Origin of the sequence: Pseudoroseomonas sp. WGS1072, from assembly GCF_049340465.1 — a bacterium.
Taxonomy (GTDB): Bacteria; Pseudomonadota; Alphaproteobacteria; order Acetobacterales; family Acetobacteraceae; genus Pseudoroseomonas.
Genome location: NZ_JBMPSU010000001.1, coordinates 1412478 through 1430332, shown reverse-complemented (window position 1 = coordinate 1430332; position 17855 = coordinate 1412478). Strand labels below are relative to the sequence as shown.

Here is a 17855-nt window from a genome sequence, read left to right as displayed (position 1 = left end):
GATGCGCCGGGGCGGCCGCGGCCCGCTTCCCCCGGCCGTCCCGGAAGCGCAGCGCCATGGTGCCATAGAGCGGCCGGCGGCAGACCTGGCGGAGACCAGGAAGGCCAGCGGCGAGGTCGCCATCAGGGGCACGGCGAGGGCGTGGTTGCTGGTCATCTCCATGACGATGACGGCGGGGACGGTCGAGGGAGCCGGGCGGGGCAGCGTGTCCGGCAGGTGGCGCGGCCCATGGATCAGCGCGCTGGTGGGGCTGGTGGCGACAGGCTCCGGCCTGCTTAGACCCCCTCCGGGTCCTGTCCCTGACGCCGGGCGGGCCTTGTCGCGGGGCGGGCTTCGCCGGTATCCCGCGGGGGTGAGGTGAAGCGATGCGCGTGCTGGTCCTGGAGAATTCACCCCTGGCGCCGATCGGCCATTTCGGTGACTGGCTGCGGCGGCGGGGCGCCCGGCTGGAGGTGCGGCCGGGGTCGGAGGTGGCGGAGGGCCCGCTGCCCGGGGCCGATCTGATCGTCAGCCTGGGCTCGCCGCGCGCGGCCTATGAGACAGAGGACTGGATCGCCCGGCAGCGCGCGCTGCTGGCGGCCTGGATCGCGGCGGAGCGGCCGGTCATCGGCCTGTGCTTCGGGGCCCAGATGATCGCCGCCGCCATCGGCGGCACGGTCGCACCCAGCGGCACCTTCCACGAGGGCTGGATGGAGACGCGGGACTGCAGCGGGCCGCTCTGGCGCGGCCCCTGGATCCGCTGGCACGGCGACCATGTCACCCTGCCACCCGAGGCCGAGGTGATGGCGCGCTCCGAGGGCACCATCCAGGCCTTCCGCCATCGCCGGGCCCTGGGGTTGCAGTTCCACCCCGAGGCGAACGCCGGCTGCATCGCCGACTGGATCGGCTTCACCCCGCCGGAGCGCCTCGCCGCCAGGGGCATCGATACGGCGGCGCTGCTGGCCCTGACGCGCGAGCGCGACACGGCCTTCGCGGCGCGGCGGGAGGCGCTGTTCGGGGAGATGCTGCGGCTGGTGGGCCTCTGAGGGCGGCGCCCCGATCGCGCCCCCTACCGCTTCGACAGATCGACCAGCCCGGCGAAGCCGGTCTCGGTGCCGAAGCCCAGATGCGTGCCGGTGGCGTTCCAGGCGAGCGCCGAGACCGGTCCGCGCCCGGGTGCCGCGACCGGGACGATCTTGCCCGAGCCGATCTCGGCCATCAGCACCAGCCCGTCCTGGAAGCCCGCCGCCACCACCTCGTGCTGCGGGTGGCAGGCGACCTGGGTGCAGAGCACGCCGTCGCCGCCCGCGAGTTCGAGCGGCGGCTTGCCCATCGGCCCGCCGGCGAAGAAGGGCCAGAGCACGATGCAATCCGCCCCGGCGGTCGCCAGCCAGCGGCCCTTGGCGGTGAAGGAGAAGGACTTGATCTTGGAGGGGTAGCCGGACATCCGCATGTCCTGCTGGTCGGTCAGGCGCCAGCCATGCAGGGCGTTCTCCTGCATCGTCGTCACGACATGCGTGCCGTCCGGGCTGAAGGCGACGCGCTGGTGACTGCCCTTCCAGGGCAGGACGCGCGGCTTGTCCTCCTTGCTGTTTACGAACCAGAGGCTGGCGCCGTTGTAGTGCCCGGCGGCGATGCGCTTGCCCTTGGCATCGAAGGCGACGCCGCCGACGGTGGAGGGATGCGCCAGCGTCTTGAGCCGCGCCCCCGCCCCGTCCAGCAGGTGCACCTGCTTGCCGACCGAGGCGGCGCGCAGGCCGGAGGGGTGGCTGGCGAGATGCTCCACCCATTTCATGGCGCCGAAATCGGCCAGTTCCGTGACCGTGCCGTCGCCCGCCACGGTGATGAGCCGGCCGTCGTCGCCGCCCGAGAGGAAGCCGCCGGCCACGTCCGGCACCAGGTCGAGGCAGGCCCCGTCATGCGCCTCGATCCGCCGCCAGCCGGCCGCGGCCTCCGCCGCGTCGGCCAGGCGCAGCGTGCCGTCGCCGAGCGCGAAGGCGGCGCTGCTCCCCTCCCGCCCGAAGGCGACGGCGACGATCCAGGCGCCGAACTCGGCGGAGGTGCCGCGCTCGCGCAGCAGGAAATCGGCCTCGGCGAGGCCCGCCTGCGCCGCGTCGCTCATGCCGCCTCCACGGCGCAGCCCTCGAAGCCGCGACGCAGCTGGGGGCGGTTCAGGTTGCGGCCGATGAAGACGATCTTGGAGTGGCGCGGCTCGCCCTCCTTCCAGGGGCCGATGAAGTCGCCATCGGCGATCATGTGCACGGCCTGGAAGGCGAAGCGGCGGTCCTCGCCCTGGTAGGCCAGCACGCCCTTGGTGCGCAGCAGATCCTGCCCCTTCACCTGCAGGAGCTGGCCGATCCAGGCGTTGAACTTCTCGGGGTCGATCGCCTTGTCGGTCTCGAAGGAGACGCTCATCACCTCGTCGTTGTGCTCGTGCTCGTCCGAGGTCAGGAAGTCCGGCGCGTGCTGCAGGATGCGCTCGAGGCTGAAGGCCTCGCGGCCGATGACGCTGTCGATCGGCACGTCGGACTTGGTGGCGCGGCGGATCTCGGCATAGGGGTTGATCGACTTGATGCGGCGCTCGACCTCGGCGGCCTCCTCCTCGCTCACCAGGTCCATCTTGTTCAGCACGATGAGGTCGGCGAAGGCGATCTGCTCCTCCGCCTCGGCGCTGTCCGCCAGCCGGGCCAGCAGGTTCTTGGCGTCCGCGACGGTGACGATGGCGTCGAGCCGCGTGGCGCGCTTGACGTCCTCGTCCATGAAGAAGGTCTGCGCCACGGGGGCGGGGTTGGCGAGGCCCGTGGTCTCGACGATGATGCCGTCCAGCTTGCCGCGCCGCTTCATCAGCCCGCCCAGGATGCGGACGAGGTCGCCGCGCACGGTGCAGCAGATGCAGCCGTTGTTCATCTCGAAGACTTCCTCGTCGGCGTCGATGACGAGGTCGTTGTCCACGCCCAGCTCGCCATACTCGTTGATGACCACGGCGTACTTGCGGCCGTGGTTCTCGCTGAGGATGCGGTTCAGCAGGGTGGTCTTGCCGGCTCCCAGATAGCCGGTCAGCACGGTGACGGGGACGGTGTCGGCGGTCTCGCTCATGGATGACGGCTCCTGCCTGAGGGGGCGCGGTTCGAAGTCCTTGGGGCTGCTATATGATACGCTTCGCCCCGGCGGTCACGGGGGCGCATGGCTGCTGCCCTGAAGGGCCGTGCCAGGGGGCTCCGGCCACCGAGGGCCCCAAGGCCCCGGCGCGCGGAGACGGCGAAACTACGGCGCCTTCCCCAGGCAGCCCTCCGCCAGCAGGCGGAAGGCCGCCGCGCGGTGGCTGATGCGGTGCTTCTCCGCCGGGTCCATCTCGGCGAAGGTCTGGCTATGGCCCTCGGGGACGAACATCGGGTCGTAGCCGAAGCCCTTCGCGCCACGCGGCGGCCAGATCCACTGTCCCGGCGCGTGGCCCTCGAAGCCTTCCGTGTGGCCGTCCGGCCAGGCCAGCACCAGCGCGCAGGTGAACCAGGCGGCGCGGTCCGGGGCATGGCGCGCCAGCCTCTCCACCTTGGCCATGGCGGCGGCGTAGTCGCGCGTGCCGTCGGGCCGCTCGGCCCAGTCGGCGGTGTGGACGCCCGGCGCGCCCTCGAGCGCGGCGACGGAGAAGCCGCTGTCGTCGGCCAGCGCGACCAGGCCCGAGGCGCGCGCCGCGGCCAGCGCCTTCAGCGTGGCATTGCCCAGGAAGCTGGTCTCGGTTTCCTCCGGCACCGGCAGGCCGAGATCCTTCGCGCTGACGATCTCGATGCCGTGTTCGGCCAGCAGGGCGGCGTTCTCCCGCACCTTGCCGGCGTTGTGGCTGGCCATGACGATGCGGCGCTCGGCGAGGCGGCGGCGGGTGGTCATGGCGTCAGGCCTTGCCGACCGCGCGGCGCTGCGCGGCGAACAGCTCCGCCATGCCCTTGCGGGCCAGCGCCTGGAGCGACTGGAGCTCCGCCTCGGCGAAGGGCGCGCCCTCGGCGGTGGCCTGGACCTCCACGATGCCGCCCGCCCCGGTCAGCACGAAGTTGGCGTCCGCCTGGGCGGCGCTGTCCTCGGCATAGTCGAGGTCGAGCACCGGCTCGCCCTTCCACAGCCCGCACGAGACCGCCGCCACCTGATCGCGCAGCGGGTTGCGCGCGATGACGTTCTTCAGCACCGCGTGCTCGAAGGCCTGGTGCAGCGCCACCCAGGCGCCGGTGATGGCGGCGCAGCGGGTGCCGCCATCGGCGGTCAGCACGTCGCAGTCGAGGATGATCGCCATCTCGCCCATCGCCTTGCGGTCCACCACGGCGCGGAGCGCGCGGCCGATCAGGCGCTGGATCTCCTGGGTGCGGCCGGACTGCTTGCCGCGCGCCGCCTCCCGCTCGCCCCGGCTGTGCGTGGCGCGCGGCAGCATGCCGTATTCCGCCGTCACCCAGCCCTCGCCCTTGCCGCGCAGGAAGGGCGGCACGCGCGGCTCGATGCTGGCGGTGCAGAGCACCTCGGTCAGCCCCATGCGGATGCGGCAGGAGCCCTCGGCATGGCGCGCCGCGCCAGGCTCCAGGAGGACGGGGCGGAGGGCGTCGGCGGCACGGCCGGAAGGGCGCATCGGCGGGGTCTTTCCATGAACGTCTGGGCGCCAGGGAATGCGGCGCCGGGCGCGGCGCTGTCAAATGGCGGCCGCGCCCCGGCGCCCCCAGGCTGGAACCGTGAGCTGGAACCGTGAGCTGGAACCGTGAGCTGGAACCACCGGCGGGGCCGGTCGTTGAGGAAACGCACAGCAAGGGATTTGCGGATCATGGAGCAGAATGACCTCACCGGACGCGACTATCCCGTCGCCGAGCGGCCGGAGCCCGGGGTGCTGAGCACGGCCGAGCGCACGCTCTACGTCCTGGGCGGCCTGATCATGGCCGCGGCCGCCGCCAAGCCGCGGCCCAACGTCATGCTGAACATCCTGGCGCTGGGGGCCGGCTCCTATCTGGCCTGGCGCGGCGCCGAGGGCACCTGCCCGCTCAAGGCCGAGCTGGACAAGCATATCGCCTGACGCGCCGTCTGGCCGGCCGTCCGACTGGGCCCCCGCTCGTTCAGGAGGCGGGCGTGGCGTCCTGGCGGAGCGCCTGCAGGCAGGCCGCCTCGGTGCGCCGCTCGGTGCCTGAGGCCCGGGCATTGGCGTAGCTGACCCGCAGCGGCGAGCCCGGCGCCTCCTCACGGTCCAGCACCACATCGAGGTGGCAGAAGCTGCTCTGATAGAGCCAGATCTGCGCCACCCCCTCCTCGCGCCGCAGTCGGGGCTCACCCAGCCAGCGGCGCAACGCCTCCGGCGACTGGCCCAGCAGGGCGGAGGCGCGGTCCGGCGCCGTGGCGAGGCGGGGCAGGGCGGGCGCCGCCGTGGGCTGCATGCCGGCCAGATTGGCGCGGTAGCTTTCCAGCACCTCCCGCAGCACGGCCTGCCGGTCGGGGGAGGCGGGCTGCGCGGCGCAGGCGCCGAGCAGCAGCAGCGGAACCACGCGACGCAGGATCATGGCGGGGGAAGGCCGGGCGCCGCCATGGTGCCGCCGCGCGAGCCGACTCAGGCCTCGCCGTGGCTCGTGGCCATCGGCTGCGCCGTGTAGGACGGCGCCGGGTTCTCGCCCAGCATCTCCATCCGGCCGGAGAGCTGGCCGCCTTCCTCGACCTGCAGGCGGCGGCAGCGCGCCACGCCCAGCACCCGGCCGCTGGCGCGGATCACCAGATTGCCGCGCGCCGTCAGCGTGCCGTCGAAGGTGCCGGCGATCTCGGCATCCTCCACCTCGACCTCGCCCTTGAAGACGCCGGTCTGGCTGATGTTGAGCTCGGCCGCGTGCAGCATCTGGCTCTCCACCATGCCCTCGACCACGAGGCGCTCGGCATCGGTCACCGTGCCCTGCAGGCTGATGCCGCGGCCGACCACCATGGTGCGCCGGTCCGGCACCGCGGCCGGCGCCGGGACGGGCGCCGCGGCGGGCCGGGTGGTCAGGCCATTGGCGACGGGCGCCCCGCCGGCGCTCACCGGCGGCCGCGGCGGCACGCCGACGGGAGCATGGCTGGGCTTCGGCGGCATGGTCATGGAAGGCTCCTGGCTGCTGATCGGGCTGGTCGCGGGCCGGAAGGGCGGAACGGCCAGATCGGGATCGCGCGCCACCGGCAGGGTGGTCGGCACGGCATCGGAATCCGGCGCGCCGCCGGCTCCGGGCGCGGACGGGTTGGGCTCTTCGCGGCGGCGGAAGATGGACATCAGGTCCCCCTGCGACGGTGTCTCGGGCATTGGCGACACGGAAAAGGACAATCGGCGGTCGGCCCGCCCCGCGCGCGGGGCAGGGGCGGGCCATGACGGGCTATCACGCACCCGCCCCGGCGGACAACGGGGGTCGGGCGAGAAAGCCGGACCCCGCGCGGGGTTTTACCGCCGCCCCGTCCTCCGGCCCCACGGAGCCCATGGCGCGGCGGGCCCGCCCTATCCGCCCGCCGCCCCGGCTGCTATCGCGGGCGGCGGACATCAGCGGGGCCTTGCGATCCATGACAGCGGCGACCTTCGACATCCTCGGCATCGGCAATGCCATCCTCGACGTGCTGGCGCGGGCGGAGGACGGCTTCCTGACGGATCAGGGAATGCGGAAGGGCTCGATGGCGCTGATCGACACCGCCCGTGCCGAGGCGATCTACGCCGCCATGGGGCCGGGAGTGGAGAGCAGCGGCGGCTCGGCCGGCAACACCTGCGCCGTGGCGGCGGCGCTCGGCGCCCGTGTCGGCTTCCTGGGCAAGGTGGCGGAGGACGCGCTGGGCGAGGTCTTCGCGCATGACATCCGCGCCGCCGGCGTCACCTTCCCCACCGCGCCCCTGGCTGGCGGTGACCCCACGGCGCGCTGCCTGATCCTGGTCACGCCCGACGGGCAGCGGACGATGAACACCTATCTCGGCGCCTGCGTCGCCTTCGGCGAGGCGGACGTGGACGAGGCCATGGTCGCCTCCGCCGCCGTCACCTACCTCGAGGGCTATCTCTTCGACCCGCCGGCGGCGCAGGCCGCCTTCCGCCGCGCCGCCGCCCTGGCGCGCCAGGCCGGGCGGCAGGTGGCGATCAGCCTGTCCGACCCCTTCTGCGTCGGCCGCCACCGCGAGGCCTTCCGCGCCTTCGTCGCCCGCCACACCGACATCCTCTTCGCCAATGAGGACGAGGTGATGTCGCTCTACGAGGCCGACAGCTTCGAGGCGGCGATGGAGGCGGCGCGGCGCGACGTGAAGCTCGCCGCCCTGACCCGCAGCGAGCGGGGCAGCGTCATCCTCGCCGGCGACGAGACGCACCACATCCCCGCGGCACCGGCCCGGGTGGTGGACACCACCGGCGCCGGCGATGCCTACGCGGCCGGCTTCCTCGCCGCCCTGACCCGCGGCCACGCGCTGCCGGAATGCGGCCGCTGGGGCTCGCTCGCCGCCGCCGAGTGCATCGGCCATTTCGGCGCCCGCCCGCAATCCGACCTGAAGGCGCTGGTCGGCGCCGCCTGAGGGGGGTTGCCCGAGGGAGACCGGCCGCCGCCATGGGCCCCTGGCTCGACGCCTTCGTCGCCACCTTCGGCATGATCGCGCTGGGCGCGCTGCTGCGCCGGCGCCTGCTGCCGGAGGCGGCGCTCTGGGCGGGCATGGAGCGGCTGGTCTTCCTGGTGCTGTTGCCGGCGCTGCTGGTCTCCTCGATCGGCGCCGTGGATCTCGCCGCCCTGCCGCTCGGTGGCCTGGCCTTCACCATCTGGGGCAGCCTGCTGGCCGGCACGCTGCTCTCCCTGCTGCTGGCGCGGGCGCTGGGCCTGGCGCATCCGGCCACGACCTCGGTGCTGCAGGGCGGCATCCGTTACAACAACCTGCTGGCCTTCGCCGTGGCCGGGGCGGTGCACGGTCCGGCCGGCATCGCCTTCGGCGGCATCGCCACCGGGCTGATCGTGCCTTGCGTGCAGGTCATCATCACCATCGTCTTCGCGCTCGGCGGCGAGCGGCGGCCTTCACCGCTGCGGGTGGCGCGGCAGATCGCCACCAACCCGCTGCTGCTCGCCTGCGCCGCCGGCATGGTGCTGGCCCTGCTGGGCGGTCCGCCGCCCGGGCTGAACGGGCTGCTGCGCGGGCTGGCCCAGGGTTCGCTCGCCGTGGGTCTTCTCTGCGTCGGCGCGGCGCTGGCGCCCGGGGCGCTGGCCGACCGGCCGCGCATCCAGGTGCCGACGGCGGTGCTGAAGCTGCTGGTGATGCCGGCCATCGCCAGCCTGCTGGCCTGGATGGCCGGGCTGGAGCCGGCGGTCGCGGCCATCGCCATCCTGTTCATGGCCCAGCCCACCGCCACCACCGCCTATGTCCAGGCCCGGGCCATGGGCGGCGACGCGCCGCTGATGGCGGCCATGATCACCACCCAGCACATCCTGGCCATGGTCTCGCTGCCCCTCTGGGTGGCGCTGCTGGCGCGATGAGGGAGGAGGCCGCATGATGCGGCGCACACCGGCGGGGACGGGACGAAGAGGACGGCGATGAGGGTGAGGCGGCGCGGGTTCCTGGGTGTTTCCATGGGCATGGTCCCGGCGGTGGCGGGTGGCGCGCGGGCGCAGCCGGCGGACTGGCCGGAGCGGCCGCTGCGCTGGGTGGTGGGCTATCCGGCGGGCGGCCCCAGCGACACCTTCGCCCGGCTGGTCGCGGGCTTCATCGGCCCGCGCCTGGGGCAGACCATGGTGGTCGACAACCGCCCCGGCGGCGGCGCCGTGCTGGCCAGCGAGACCGTCGCCCGCAGCGCCCCGGACGGCTACACCCTGCTGCACGCCGACAACGGCAACCTGGTCTACAATCCCGCGCTCTACAGCCGCCTGCCCTATGACCCCGACCACGATCTCACCGGCGTCGGCTTCATCGGCCGCTTCCCCCTCTTCCTGGTGGTGCGGCCGGACAGCCCGTGGCGGAGCCTGGCCGACTACATCGCCGCCGCGCGGCGGCAGGCGCCGAACTACGGCACGCCCGCCGTGGCCTCGCCGCACCACCTGGCGATGGAGATGCTGAAGCGCCGCGCCGGCTTCGACGCGACGCACATCCCCTATCGCGGCGGGCCGGCGGCGATGCAGGACCTGCTGGCCGGTGTGGTGGACAGCGTGCTGATCGACTGCGCGACGGGAATCCCCTTCCTGCGCGAGGGCAAGGCGCACGGCCTCGTCGTGCTCTCCGAGGCGCGCTCGGCCCAAGCGCCCCAGGTGCCGACGGCGCGGGAGCTTGGCATCCCGGATGCCGTGGCCTTCGGCTGGCAGGCGATGCATGCGCCCGGCGCCACGCCCGGCCCGGTCATCGCCCGGCTGAACGCCGAGCTGCGCGCCGCCGTCGCCGAGGCGGGGATGCAGGAGCGGATGCGCGGCCTCGGCATCGAGAGCGCGCCCTGGTCCCCGCGCCAGCTGAACGAGTTCGTCGCGGCCGAGAGCGCGATCTGGCGGCCGCTGATCCGCGAACTCGGCATCCGGCTCGACGCCTGACCCCGCCGGGGCGCGGCGGCGTGTTGTAAGCGGGCCAACACCAGGGCTACAGGACCGGAATGAATAACCCGCCGAAGCGGAACTCTCCCCTGCCTTCATCTCCGAACGAGCACGCCGCGCCGCGGCCAGGCCAGTGGGTCCATCGGCTGTCGGCCCTGTTCCGGCACCTGCGGAAGGAGGGCGGTGGCCGTTATGACGGGCTGCCGGGGCGGTTGCGGCTCTGGCTCGATGCCCGCCGCCTGCGCGCCTCGCCGCTGTTCGACACGCCCTGGTACCGCGACACCTATCCCGACGTGGCCATGAGTGGCGGCGATCCGGCCCGGCACTATCTCCGCCACGGCGTGGCCGACGGGCGCGATCCCGGCCCCGAGTTCGGCACCCTCGCCTATCTGGAGCGCTACCCGGACGTCGCGGCGGCGGGACAGAACCCGCTCCTGCACTACCTCCGCCGGGGTGCGAGCGAAGGGCGCGAGGCGGTCCGGCGGCAGGCATCGCGGCAGGCCCGGCGCGACCTGCTGCCGCTCCCGGTCTTCACCACGCCGGACCGCGACGGCCCCGGCCGCGTCACCCTGGTGACCGACAGCGTCAGCGCCGGCAGCCTGTTCGGCGGTGTCGGCACGGCACTGATCCTGGGGGCCCTGCTGGCCGAGCGCCGGTCGCAGGGCCTGCGCGTCGTCACCCGCCTGGAGGCGGCGGAGGTCGGCGGGGTGCGCCGCCTTCTGCGGATGCTGGCGCTTCCGGACACGCTGGAGATCGAGTTCCTCCACCTGCCGCCGGAGGGCCCGCGGCATCTGGAGCTGCGGCCGGCGGACCTGCTGCTCACCACCTCCTGGTGGACCACCCACGCCACCGCCGCCAGCGTCGCCCGGGAGCGCATCCTCTACCTGCTGCAGGAGGATGAGCGGATGTTCTATCCGCATGGCGACCAGCATCTGCTCTGCGCCGAGACCCTGGCGCGGGGCGCCGGGCGCGTGGTGATCAACACCGAGCTGCTGCGGCGGCACCTGGTGGAGACCGGGCTGGCCGGGATGGCCGGGCAGGCCCTGGTCTTCGAGCCGGCCTTCCCCGAGGCGAGCTATCGCTACGAGCCGCGCCCGGCGGAGGACAGGCTGAACTTCTTCTTCTATGCCCGGCCGGGGCATCCGCGGAACCTCTACCAGCGTGGCGTGGAGGCGCTGACGCGGGCGCTGGAGGAGGGCCGGATCGATCCGGCGCGCTGGCTGTTCCACGGCGTCGGCACCGGCACGCCGCTGGCGCTGCCGGCCGGCGCCGAGGTCCGCATGATCGACGGGCTGGGCTGGGACGAATACGCGGCCCTGGTGCGGCGGATGGATGCCGCGCTGAGCCTGATGTACACGCCGCATCCGAGCTACCCGCCGCTCGATCTCGCCGCCAGCGGCGCAGTGGTGGTGACCAACCGCTATGGCGTGAAGCAGTCGCTCGCGGCCTATGGCGGCAACATCCTCTGCGTCGAGCCGGATGTGGACAGCCTGGCTCGGGCGATCGGCGAGGCGGCGGCGCTGGCCGAGGACGGCGCGGCGCGCCGGCGCGGCTACGCCACGCTGCGCGTGAACCGCGACTGGCGCATGGCCATGGAGCCGGTCCTGCGCGCGCTGGATGGCGGCTGATGTTCCTGCATGGCGTGCCGCGGCTGGACTATGCCGATCCCTGGGCGCTCGGGGCGGATGCGCGGCTGGCGCAGCTCTGCCGGCCGGGGCGGATCCGCATCGCCTACTACTACGACCATCCGGATGGCAGCACCTTCCGCTACCGCTGCTACAACATGGCGCAGGTGATCAACGCCCGGATGCCGGAGGCCACGGCCTCCTGGTTCTTCCAGGCCGATGAGGCGGCGGTGCTCGACCGCATGGCCGAGGCGGCGGATGTGCTGGTCATCGCCCGGGCGCGCTATTCGGAGCGGCTGAACCGGATGATCACCCGCGCGCGGCAGCTCGGGCGGCGCGTGATCTATGACGTGGACGATCTGGTCTTCAGCATCGACCACGTGCACCTGCTGATGAACAGCCTCGACCAGGAACTGACCGAGGCCAACTGGATGTACTGGTTCGGCTATGTGGGGCGCCTGGCGGCGGTGCTGCACCTGTGCCAGCGCGCCATCACCACCAACGACTTCCTGGCCGCGCGCCTGCGCGAGCTCGGGCCGGTGGCCGATGCGCGCGTGGTGCCGAACTTCCTGAACCGCGAGCAGATGGCGGTCTCCGGACGCGTCATGGCGGCGAAGCGGGCGAGCAGCTTCGCGCGGGACGGGCGGCTGCACCTCGGCTATTTCAGCGGCTCGCCCTCGCATGCGCGGGATTTCGAGATCGTCGCCGGCAGCCTGGCCGCGCTGCTGCGGCGCCATCCGCATCTGGTGCTGCGCCTGGCCGGCTACCTGCAGGTGCCGGCGGTGCTGGAGCCCTATCCGGACCGCATCGAGCGCCTGCCGATGCAGGATTTCTGCAACCTGCAGCGGGCGATCGGCGAGAGCGAGATCAACCTCGTGCCCCTGCAGGAGAATGTCTTCACGCACTGCAAGTCGGAGCTGAAGTTCTTCGAGGCCGGTATCGTCGGCACCCTCACCCTGGCCTCGCCCTGTCACGCCTTCCGCCAGGCCATCCGCGACGGCGAGAACGGGTATCTGGTGCGGGCGATGGACTGGGAGGAGCGGCTGGAGTCGGTGATCGGGAGGATGGACGCCTACCCCGCTTTGGCCGAAGCCGCCTTCCTCTCCTCCCGCGAGCACTATTCCTGGGAGCATCAGGTCGCCGCCATCCGGCGGGCGGTGCTGGAGGACTGAAGCCCTCCTCAGGCGGGCAGGGGGCGTTCCGGCCCGGCGGCCAGCGCCTCGGCGGCCAGCGCCCCGGCGGCGCGGCGCAGGATCTCCATCTCGGCCGGCAGCAGCCCCGCCGCCTCCGCCCGTTCGAGCGCTTCCGCCGACAGCCGCCGGGCCGGCGCGGCCAGCCGCCCCTGGCCGCAGCGCGCCAGCATGGCCAGCGTCTTCTGCAGCCGGATGCCCACCTCCACCTCGCCGGCGCCATCCCGCGCGATGGGGCGGAAGACATCGTTGAAGAAGACATCCGGCGCGATATCGGGCACGCGCAGACGCGGAAACGCGGCCTCCTCGTCCTCCGCCTTGGTCTCGGCCCAGCGCCCGAGCAGTCGCCCCAGCGCCGCCAGCACGCCGATCGCCGTTCCGGTGTCGTTGGTGGCGGCGGAGAGGGCGCGGCAGGCGATCTCGGTCAGCACGATCATGCCGTAGCGCGGGTCCTGCTCGAAGCCGCGCTGGTCGCCCAGGGTGAAGGCCTGGCGCAGCCGCTCCTCCGACTCCGGCGAGGCGGCACGCGGCAGGTGCAGCAGCGGCCGGTAGGGGTCCAGGGCGGCGCCGGGCAGCACCGCCAGATGGATGTCCTGCTCCATCTCCTCGGCCAGGCGGGACAGGGCCTGGACATCGATATGCTGCAGATAGCCGAAATCCGCCGCCATGACCGGCACCGCCCCGGCGGGAAGCGGCAGGCTCCGCGCGCCGCCCAGGCGGGGCCGTTTGGCCCAGTCCCCGAGCGAGGCCGCGGCCGTGGCCTCCACCCGCGAGACCGTCTCGCCCAGGCGGCCGAAGCGCGACAGATGGTCGATCCAGCGCAGCAGGGTAACGACGATCCAGAGGATGACGCCGATGGTGACGATGAAGAGGACCACCCGCCCGCTCTCGCCATAGAAGCCGGTGCTGAGGGCGATGATGCCGACGATGCTGAAGAGGAAGCAGCCCAGGAAGGTGGAGATGGCGTTCTGCGCCTGCTGGTCCTCGATCAGCAGCAGGCTGGCGCGCGGCGTGGCGGCGTTGCTGGCGGCGGAGAAGGCCGAGACCATGGTGGTGAGCGAGAAGGTCGTCACCGCCAGCATGCTGGAGGCCAGGATGCTGAGGATGTTGTCCACCGCCGAGGCGCCGATCTGGGCGGTGAACTCATAGGGGATGAAGGGTGCCGCGACCGCCGAGACCAGGGCCGTCGCCACGGCCAGGACGGAGAAGAGGGCGGCGCGGAACCACAGGCGGCGCGTCAGCCTCCGCAGCATCCAGCGCCAGCGGCTCATCGCCCCTTCCTTCCGTGACAGGCCTGCCGCGGCGAAACGCCAGGCCCAGGGCGGGGTTGCCGCCCCCAGCGCCTTCTCAGGCCGGGACGCGCGCCCCGCGCACCGCCTCGGCCAGGTCGCGCACCTGGTCGAGCACCTTGCGGACCGTGTCGGGGCGGGCGCGGCCCTTCTCGTCCAGGCTGGCGGCCAGGGTGTCGATCAGCGCCGAGGCGACCACCGCTCCGTCGGCGACCTGCACCGCCTCCGCCGCCTGCTGCGGCGTGCGCACGCCGAAGCCGATGGCGATCGGCAGCTCGGTGAAGCGGCGGACGCGCGGGATGGCCTCGGCCAGCGCGTCGCGCGTGGCGCTGCGCGTGCCGGTGATGCCGGCGATGGCGACGTAGTAGATGAAGCCGCTGGTGCCGGCGAGCACCTTGGGCAGCCGTGTCTCGTCGGTCGTCGGCGCGATCAGCCGGATCAGGTCGAGCCCCTGCTGCCGCGCCGGATCGGCCAGCTCCTCCGCCTCCTCCGGCGGCAGGTCGACGACGATCAGCCCGTCGACGCCGGAGGCGGCGGCATCGCGGCAGAAGCGCTCCGTGTCATAGGCGAGGATCGGGTTGAGATAGCCCATCAGCACGATGGGCGTCTCGTCGTCCTCGCGGCGGAAATCGCGCACCATGGCCAGCGCGCCGGCCAGCGTTCCGCCCGCCTTCAGCGCGCGCTGCCCCGCCCGCTGCACGGTCGGGCCATCCGCCATGGGGTCGGTGAAGGGCACGCCGACCTCGATCAGGTCGGCCCCGGCCCCGGGCAGGCCGCGCAGCAGCGCCATGCTGGTCGCCGGATCGGGGTCGTAGGCCTCCAGGAAGGGCATCAGCGCGCCGCGGCCCTCGGCCCGGAGCTGCGCGAAACGGGCGGCGATGCGGCTCACAGCGTCTCTCCCAGATGCTTGGCCACGGTGAAGATGTCCTTGTCGCCCCGGCCGGACAGGTTGAGCAGGATGATGCTCTCCTCCGGCATCTCCGGCGCCAGCTTCATCACCTGCGCCAGGCCATGCGCCGATTCCAGCGCCGGGATGATGCCTTCCAGCCGCGAGCAGAGCAGGAAGGCATCGAGCGCCTCCTGGTCGTTGATGCCGACATAGGTGACGCGGCCGATCTCGTGCAGCCAGGCGTGCTCCGGCCCGATGCCGGGATAGTCGAGCCCGGCCGAGATGGAATGCGCCTCGATGATCTGGCCGTGCGGGTCCTGCAGCAGATAGGTGCGGTTGCCGTGCAGCACGCCGGGCCGGCCCTTGTTGAGCGAGGCCGCGTGCTGTTCCGTCTCCATGCCGTGCCCGGCCGCCTCGACGCCCCAGATGGCGACGTCCGGATCGTCCAGGAAGGGATGGAACAGGCCCATGGCGGAGGAGCCGCCGCCGACGGCGCAGACCAGCGCGTCCGGCAGGCGGCCCTCGGCGGCCAGGATCTGGCTCCGCGCCTCCTCGCCGATCACGCACTGGAAGTCGCGCACCATCTGCGGGAAGGGGGCGGGGCCGGCCACGGTGCCGATGCAGTAGTAGGTGTCGGCGACATTGGCGACCCAGTCGCGCATCGCCTCGTTCATCGCATCCTTCAGCGTGCCGGCGCCGGAGGTGACGGGGATCACCTCGGCGCCCAGCAGCTTCATGCGGAAGACATTGGGCTGCTGCCGCTCGACATCGGTGGCGCCCATGTAGACGACGCATTTCAGGCCGAAGAGGGCGCAGGCCGTGGCGGTGGCGACGCCGTGCTGCCCCGCGCCCGTCTCGGCGATGATGCGCGGCTTGCCCATGCGTTTGGCCAGCAGGATCTGGCCCAGCACGGCGTTGATCTTGTGCGCGCCGGTGTGGTTCAGCTCCTCGCGCTTGAAATAGATCTTCGCGCCCTTGCCGGAACCGGCGCCGGCCTCGGCCCGCGCGTGCTGCGTCAGCCGCTCACAGAACCAGAGCGGGCTCGGGCGGCCGACGTAATCCTTCAGCAGCCGCCGCCACTCCGCCATGAAGGCCGGGTCCTGGCGCGCGGCGAGATAGGCCTGCTCGACCTCCTGGATGACCGGCATCAGGGTCTCGGCGACATAGCGGCCACCGAACTGACCGAAGCGGCCCCGGCCATCGGGGCCCTGGCGAAGCGAATTGGGCAGAGGCTGGTTCACGGGTTCCTCCGGGCTGAGGAACAGTGTTAGCCCGTGACGGGCCTGGGGGGTAGGGGGACCGCGGCCTGGCGGACAGCGGCCGCGAAGGCGGCGATCCGCGCCGCGTCCTTGACGCCCCGGGCGCGCTCCACGCCGGAGGAGACATCCACGGCCGGCGCCCCGCTGATCCGCAGCGCGGTGGCGACATTGGCGGGGTCGAGGCCGCCGGCCAGCATCCAGGGGCGCGGGATCGGCCGGCCGGACAGCAGGCGCCAGTCGAAGCTGACGGCATTGCCGCCGGGCAGGTTGGCCCCCGCCGGCGGCTTGGCGTCGAGCAGGAAGCGGTCCACCGCCGGGGCGTAATCCTCCAGCCGCCGCAGATCCGCCGCGCCGGAGACGCCCAGCGCCTTCATCACCGGAAGGCCGAAACGGGCGCGGATCGCGGCGCAACGCTCCGGGGTCTCGGACCCGTGGAGCTGCAACAGGCCCAGCGGCGCCTCGGCCAGGATGGCGGCGATCTCGTCGTCGGCCGCATCGACGACCAGGCCGACCGGCACGGGCGCCGCCGCCCCGCCACGCGCGATCAGCGCCGCCGCCCGGGAAGGGGTCACGGCGCGCGGCGAGGCCGGATAGAAAACGAAGCCGGCCCAGTCGGCGCCGGCCCGCAGCGTGGCGTCATAGCCCTCGGCGTCGTTCAGCCCGCAGATCTTGATCCGCGCGGCCATCTCAGCGGGGCAGGCTGGCCGCGATGGCGGCGGCCGCGGCGCCGGGCTCGGCCGCGCCGGTGATCGGCCGGCCGACCACCAGCCAGTCCGCCCCGGCGGCGACCGCCTCCTCCGGCGTCGCCACGCGCGCCTGGTCGCCGACGGCGCTGCCGGCGGGGCGGATGCCCGGCACCACCAGCAGGGGCGCGGCGCCGAAGGCATCGCGCAGCCGGCCGACCTCCTGCGGGCTGCAGACCAGCCCGTCCGCGCCGGCCTCCAGCGCCAGCCGGGCGAGGCGCAGCACCTGCTGCGTCGGGCCGCCGGAGACACCGGTCTCGGCCAGGGCGGCGGCGGTGAAGCTGGTCAGCACCGTCACGGCCAGGATGGCAGGCCGGGCCGGGCCGGCGGCTTCCTCGGCGGCGCGCCGGGCGGCCTCGATCATCGCCGCGCCGCCGCCGCCGTGCAGCGTCAGCATGGCGGGCGGGGCGCCGCCGGCACAGACCGAGCGCACGGCGCCGGCCGCGGTGTTCGGGATGTCGTGGAACTTCAGGTCGAGGAACACCGGCCGGTGCGCGGCGAGGCGGCGCACCACCGCGGGCCCGGCGGCGCAGAACAGCTCCAGCCCGACCTTCACCAGCCCGACATGCGGCGCGACGGCGCGCGCCCAGGCCTCGGCGCGGTCGGCCTCGGCGGTGTCGAGGGCGGCGATGATCCCGGCGCCGTTCGGCCTCGGCAGCATCTCAGCGGGCCAGGAGGGCGGCGCGGGGCGGCGCGCCGGGGCGGGGCGGCACCAGCGCGGCCTCGGGCGGCGGCGGCTCGTAGCGCGCGCGCATCTCGGCCAGCTCCGCCTCCAGCAACTGCGCCGCGCGCTGCATCCGCCGCGCCCGGCGCCTGTAGGCCAGCGAGGCGCCCCAGGCGAGCAGCGCGCCCAGCAGGAAGGCGAGCGCCGCCGCGCCGAGCACGGCGCCGGCGAGCGGCACCTGCCAGACCAGGTCGAAGGGCCAGAAGCGCAGCGACACCGGCTCTGTGTTGGAGATGGCGAAGAGCACCAGCACCAGCAGCAGGAGAAGGGTGAGGAGGGAGCCGATCAGTCTCATGATGCACTCGCTGGGCTGCGCGGGCCTCGCTTCGGGTCCTGCAGGGGCCCGCCATTGACGCGCTCGCGCAGTTCCTTGCCGGGCTTGAAATAGGGAACGGACTTGCCTTCCACCTCAACCGCCTCGCCGGTGCGCGGGTTGCGCCCGGTGCGCGGATCGCGGCGCTTGGCGGTGAAGGCGCCGAAGCCGCGCAGCTCGACACGGTCGCCGCGCGCCAGGGCGTTGGTGATCTCGTCGAAGATGGTGCCGACGATCAGCTCGACATCGGGCTGGCGCAGGTGCGGATTCGCCGCGGCGAGCTGGGCGATCAACTCGGACTTGGTCATGGCGCCGCTGTCTCCTGCTGTCGCCCTGCGTCAGGG

General features: G+C 73.3%; 20 protein-coding genes. 7 read left to right on the top strand and 13 right to left on the bottom strand.

Annotated features, from left to right (window positions below; translation table 11 throughout):
- Positions 1-365 precede the first annotated feature (365 nt).
- Complete coding sequence (locus ACF3NH_RS06810; protein WP_422922320.1) at positions 366-1025, top strand: type 1 glutamine amidotransferase; 660 nt, start codon at positions 366-368, stop codon at positions 1023-1025.
- Between the two features lie 23 nt (positions 1026-1048).
- Here the strand turns inward: ACF3NH_RS06810 and ACF3NH_RS06805 are convergent, their stop codons facing one another.
- The 4 genes from ACF3NH_RS06805 to rph form a co-directional block, all read right to left on the bottom strand.
- On the bottom strand, positions 1049-2101 hold the full coding sequence (locus ACF3NH_RS06805; protein WP_422922319.1) for a WD40 repeat domain-containing protein: 1053 nt from the start codon (positions 2099-2101) through the stop codon (positions 1049-1051).
- Positions 2098-3075: a CobW family GTP-binding protein gene (locus ACF3NH_RS06800; protein WP_422922318.1), complete on the bottom strand. Its 978-nt coding sequence runs from the start codon at positions 3073-3075 to the stop codon at positions 2098-2100. The genes ACF3NH_RS06805 and ACF3NH_RS06800 overlap by 4 nt, the downstream gene beginning before the upstream one ends.
- A gap of 168 nt (positions 3076-3243) precedes the next feature.
- Positions 3244-3864, bottom strand: a complete 621-nt coding sequence (locus tag ACF3NH_RS06795) for a non-canonical purine NTP pyrophosphatase (protein WP_422922317.1) — start codon at positions 3862-3864, stop codon at positions 3244-3246.
- A 4-nt stretch (positions 3865-3868) separates the two neighbouring features.
- A complete protein-coding gene (gene rph, locus ACF3NH_RS06790; protein WP_198367059.1) occupies positions 3869-4588 on the bottom strand; it encodes a ribonuclease PH in 720 nt (239 codons plus the stop codon).
- A gap of 189 nt (positions 4589-4777) precedes the next feature.
- Between rph and ACF3NH_RS06785 the strand changes: the two genes are divergently transcribed.
- Positions 4778-5023: a hypothetical protein gene (locus tag ACF3NH_RS06785; RefSeq protein ID WP_198367060.1), complete on the top strand. Its 246-nt coding sequence runs from the start codon at positions 4778-4780 to the stop codon at positions 5021-5023.
- Positions 5024-5063: 40 nt separating this feature from the next.
- Here ACF3NH_RS06785 and ACF3NH_RS06780 read toward each other — a convergent pair whose 3' ends face one another.
- Both ACF3NH_RS06780 and ACF3NH_RS06775 read right to left on the bottom strand, forming a co-directional pair.
- The gene (locus tag ACF3NH_RS06780; RefSeq protein ID WP_422922316.1) at positions 5064-5501 is read right to left on the bottom strand and encodes a hypothetical protein; all 438 of its coding nucleotides are present in this window, start codon (positions 5499-5501) and stop codon (positions 5064-5066) included.
- 47 nt (positions 5502-5548) lie between these two features.
- On the bottom strand, positions 5549-6232 hold the full coding sequence (locus tag ACF3NH_RS06775; RefSeq protein ID WP_198367062.1) for a bactofilin family protein: 684 nt from the start codon (positions 6230-6232) through the stop codon (positions 5549-5551).
- Between the two features lie 281 nt (positions 6233-6513).
- On the opposite strand from ACF3NH_RS06775, the gene ACF3NH_RS06770 reads away from it, so the two are divergent.
- The 5 genes from ACF3NH_RS06770 (at position 6514) to ACF3NH_RS06750 (ending at position 12276) form a co-directional block, all read left to right on the top strand.
- Complete coding sequence (locus ACF3NH_RS06770) at positions 6514-7497, top strand: adenosine kinase (RefSeq protein ID WP_198367063.1); 984 nt, start codon at positions 6514-6516, stop codon at positions 7495-7497.
- A gap of 32 nt (positions 7498-7529) precedes the next feature.
- Positions 7530-8441 carry an AEC family transporter gene (locus ACF3NH_RS06765; RefSeq protein ID WP_198367064.1) on the top strand — a complete coding sequence of 304 codons (912 nt, stop codon included), beginning with the start codon at positions 7530-7532 and terminating at the stop codon, positions 8439-8441.
- A 93-nt stretch (positions 8442-8534) separates the two neighbouring features.
- A complete protein-coding gene (locus ACF3NH_RS06760) occupies positions 8535-9479 on the top strand; it encodes a Bug family tripartite tricarboxylate transporter substrate binding protein (RefSeq protein ID WP_232477208.1) in 945 nt (314 codons plus the stop codon).
- 59 nt (positions 9480-9538) lie between these two features.
- The gene (locus ACF3NH_RS06755; protein WP_422922315.1) at positions 9539-11107 is read left to right on the top strand and encodes a rhamnosyltransferase WsaF family glycosyltransferase; all 1569 of its coding nucleotides are present in this window, start codon (positions 9539-9541) and stop codon (positions 11105-11107) included.
- Positions 11107-12276 carry a glycosyltransferase family protein gene (locus tag ACF3NH_RS06750; protein WP_422922314.1) on the top strand — a complete coding sequence of 390 codons (1170 nt, stop codon included), beginning with the start codon at positions 11107-11109 and terminating at the stop codon, positions 12274-12276. Before ACF3NH_RS06755 ends, ACF3NH_RS06750 begins: the two co-directional genes overlap by 1 nt.
- An 8-nt stretch (positions 12277-12284) precedes the next feature.
- Here the strand turns inward: ACF3NH_RS06750 and ACF3NH_RS06745 are convergent, their stop codons facing one another.
- The 7 genes from ACF3NH_RS06745 to ihfB form a co-directional block, all read right to left on the bottom strand.
- Positions 12285-13565 carry a DUF2254 domain-containing protein gene (locus ACF3NH_RS06745; protein ID WP_422922313.1) on the bottom strand — a complete coding sequence of 427 codons (1281 nt, stop codon included), beginning with the start codon at positions 13563-13565 and terminating at the stop codon, positions 12285-12287.
- 76 nt (positions 13566-13641) lie between these two features.
- The gene (trpA, locus tag ACF3NH_RS06740; RefSeq protein ID WP_198367069.1) at positions 13642-14472 is read right to left on the bottom strand and encodes a tryptophan synthase subunit alpha; all 831 of its coding nucleotides are present in this window, start codon (positions 14470-14472) and stop codon (positions 13642-13644) included.
- The gene (gene trpB, locus ACF3NH_RS06735) at positions 14469-15713 is read right to left on the bottom strand and encodes a tryptophan synthase subunit beta (protein ID WP_198367070.1); all 1245 of its coding nucleotides are present in this window, start codon (positions 15711-15713) and stop codon (positions 14469-14471) included. Before trpB ends, trpA begins: the two co-directional genes overlap by 4 nt.
- 26 nt (positions 15714-15739) lie before the next feature.
- A complete protein-coding gene (locus ACF3NH_RS06730) occupies positions 15740-16417 on the bottom strand; it encodes a phosphoribosylanthranilate isomerase (protein ID WP_422922312.1) in 678 nt (225 codons plus the stop codon).
- Position 16418: 1 nt separating this feature from the next.
- Positions 16419-17135, bottom strand: coding sequence for an orotidine-5'-phosphate decarboxylase (pyrF, locus tag ACF3NH_RS06725; protein ID WP_422922311.1), 717 nt, complete (start codon positions 17133-17135; stop codon positions 16419-16421).
- 1 nt (position 17136) lies between these two features.
- A complete protein-coding gene (locus ACF3NH_RS06720; protein ID WP_198367073.1) occupies positions 17137-17493 on the bottom strand; it encodes a lipopolysaccharide assembly protein LapA domain-containing protein in 357 nt (118 codons plus the stop codon).
- The gene (gene ihfB, locus ACF3NH_RS06715; protein WP_198367074.1) at positions 17490-17819 is read right to left on the bottom strand and encodes an integration host factor subunit beta; all 330 of its coding nucleotides are present in this window, start codon (positions 17817-17819) and stop codon (positions 17490-17492) included. The genes ACF3NH_RS06720 and ihfB overlap by 4 nt, the downstream gene beginning before the upstream one ends.
- Positions 17820-17855 lie beyond the last annotated feature (36 nt).

Bases quoted from the DNA above. Each gene is read 5' to 3' on its own strand.
- ACF3NH_RS06805 (WP_422922319.1), bottom strand. From the start codon at position 2,101: ATGAGCGACGCGGCGCAGGCGGGCCTCGCCGAGGCCGATTTCCTGCTG.
- ACF3NH_RS06800 (WP_422922318.1), bottom strand. From the start codon at position 3,075: ATGAGCGAGACCGCCGACACCGTCCCCGTCACCGTGCTGACCGGCTAT.
- ACF3NH_RS06780 (WP_422922316.1), bottom strand. From the start codon at position 5,501: ATGATCCTGCGTCGCGTGGTTCCGCTGCTGCTGCTCGGCGCCTGCGCC.
- rph (WP_198367059.1), bottom strand. From the start codon at position 4,588: ATGCGCCCTTCCGGCCGTGCCGCCGACGCCCTCCGCCCCGTCCTCCTG.
- ACF3NH_RS06770 (WP_198367063.1), top strand. From the start codon at position 6,514: ATGACAGCGGCGACCTTCGACATCCTCGGCATCGGCAATGCCATCCTC.
- pyrF (WP_422922311.1), bottom strand. From the start codon at position 17,135: ATGCTGCCGAGGCCGAACGGCGCCGGGATCATCGCCGCCCTCGACACC.
- ACF3NH_RS06785 (WP_198367060.1), top strand. From the start codon at position 4,778: ATGGAGCAGAATGACCTCACCGGACGCGACTATCCCGTCGCCGAGCGG.
- ACF3NH_RS06795 (WP_422922317.1), bottom strand. From the start codon at position 3,864: ATGACCACCCGCCGCCGCCTCGCCGAGCGCCGCATCGTCATGGCCAGC.
- ACF3NH_RS06810 (WP_422922320.1), top strand. From the start codon at position 366: ATGCGCGTGCTGGTCCTGGAGAATTCACCCCTGGCGCCGATCGGCCAT.
- ihfB (WP_198367074.1), bottom strand. From the start codon at position 17,819: ATGACCAAGTCCGAGTTGATCGCCCAGCTCGCCGCGGCGAATCCGCAC.
- ACF3NH_RS06720 (WP_198367073.1), bottom strand. From the start codon at position 17,493: ATGAGACTGATCGGCTCCCTCCTCACCCTTCTCCTGCTGCTGGTGCTG.
- ACF3NH_RS06730 (WP_422922312.1), bottom strand. From the start codon at position 16,417: ATGGCCGCGCGGATCAAGATCTGCGGGCTGAACGACGCCGAGGGCTAT.
- ACF3NH_RS06755 (WP_422922315.1), top strand. From the start codon at position 9,539: ATGAATAACCCGCCGAAGCGGAACTCTCCCCTGCCTTCATCTCCGAAC.
- ACF3NH_RS06745 (WP_422922313.1), bottom strand. From the start codon at position 13,565: ATGAGCCGCTGGCGCTGGATGCTGCGGAGGCTGACGCGCCGCCTGTGG.
- ACF3NH_RS06760 (WP_232477208.1), top strand. From the start codon at position 8,535: ATGGGCATGGTCCCGGCGGTGGCGGGTGGCGCGCGGGCGCAGCCGGCG.
- ACF3NH_RS06765 (WP_198367064.1), top strand. From the start codon at position 7,530: ATGGGCCCCTGGCTCGACGCCTTCGTCGCCACCTTCGGCATGATCGCG.
- ACF3NH_RS06750 (WP_422922314.1), top strand. From the start codon at position 11,107: ATGTTCCTGCATGGCGTGCCGCGGCTGGACTATGCCGATCCCTGGGCG.
- ACF3NH_RS06775 (WP_198367062.1), bottom strand. From the start codon at position 6,232: ATGTCCATCTTCCGCCGCCGCGAAGAGCCCAACCCGTCCGCGCCCGGA.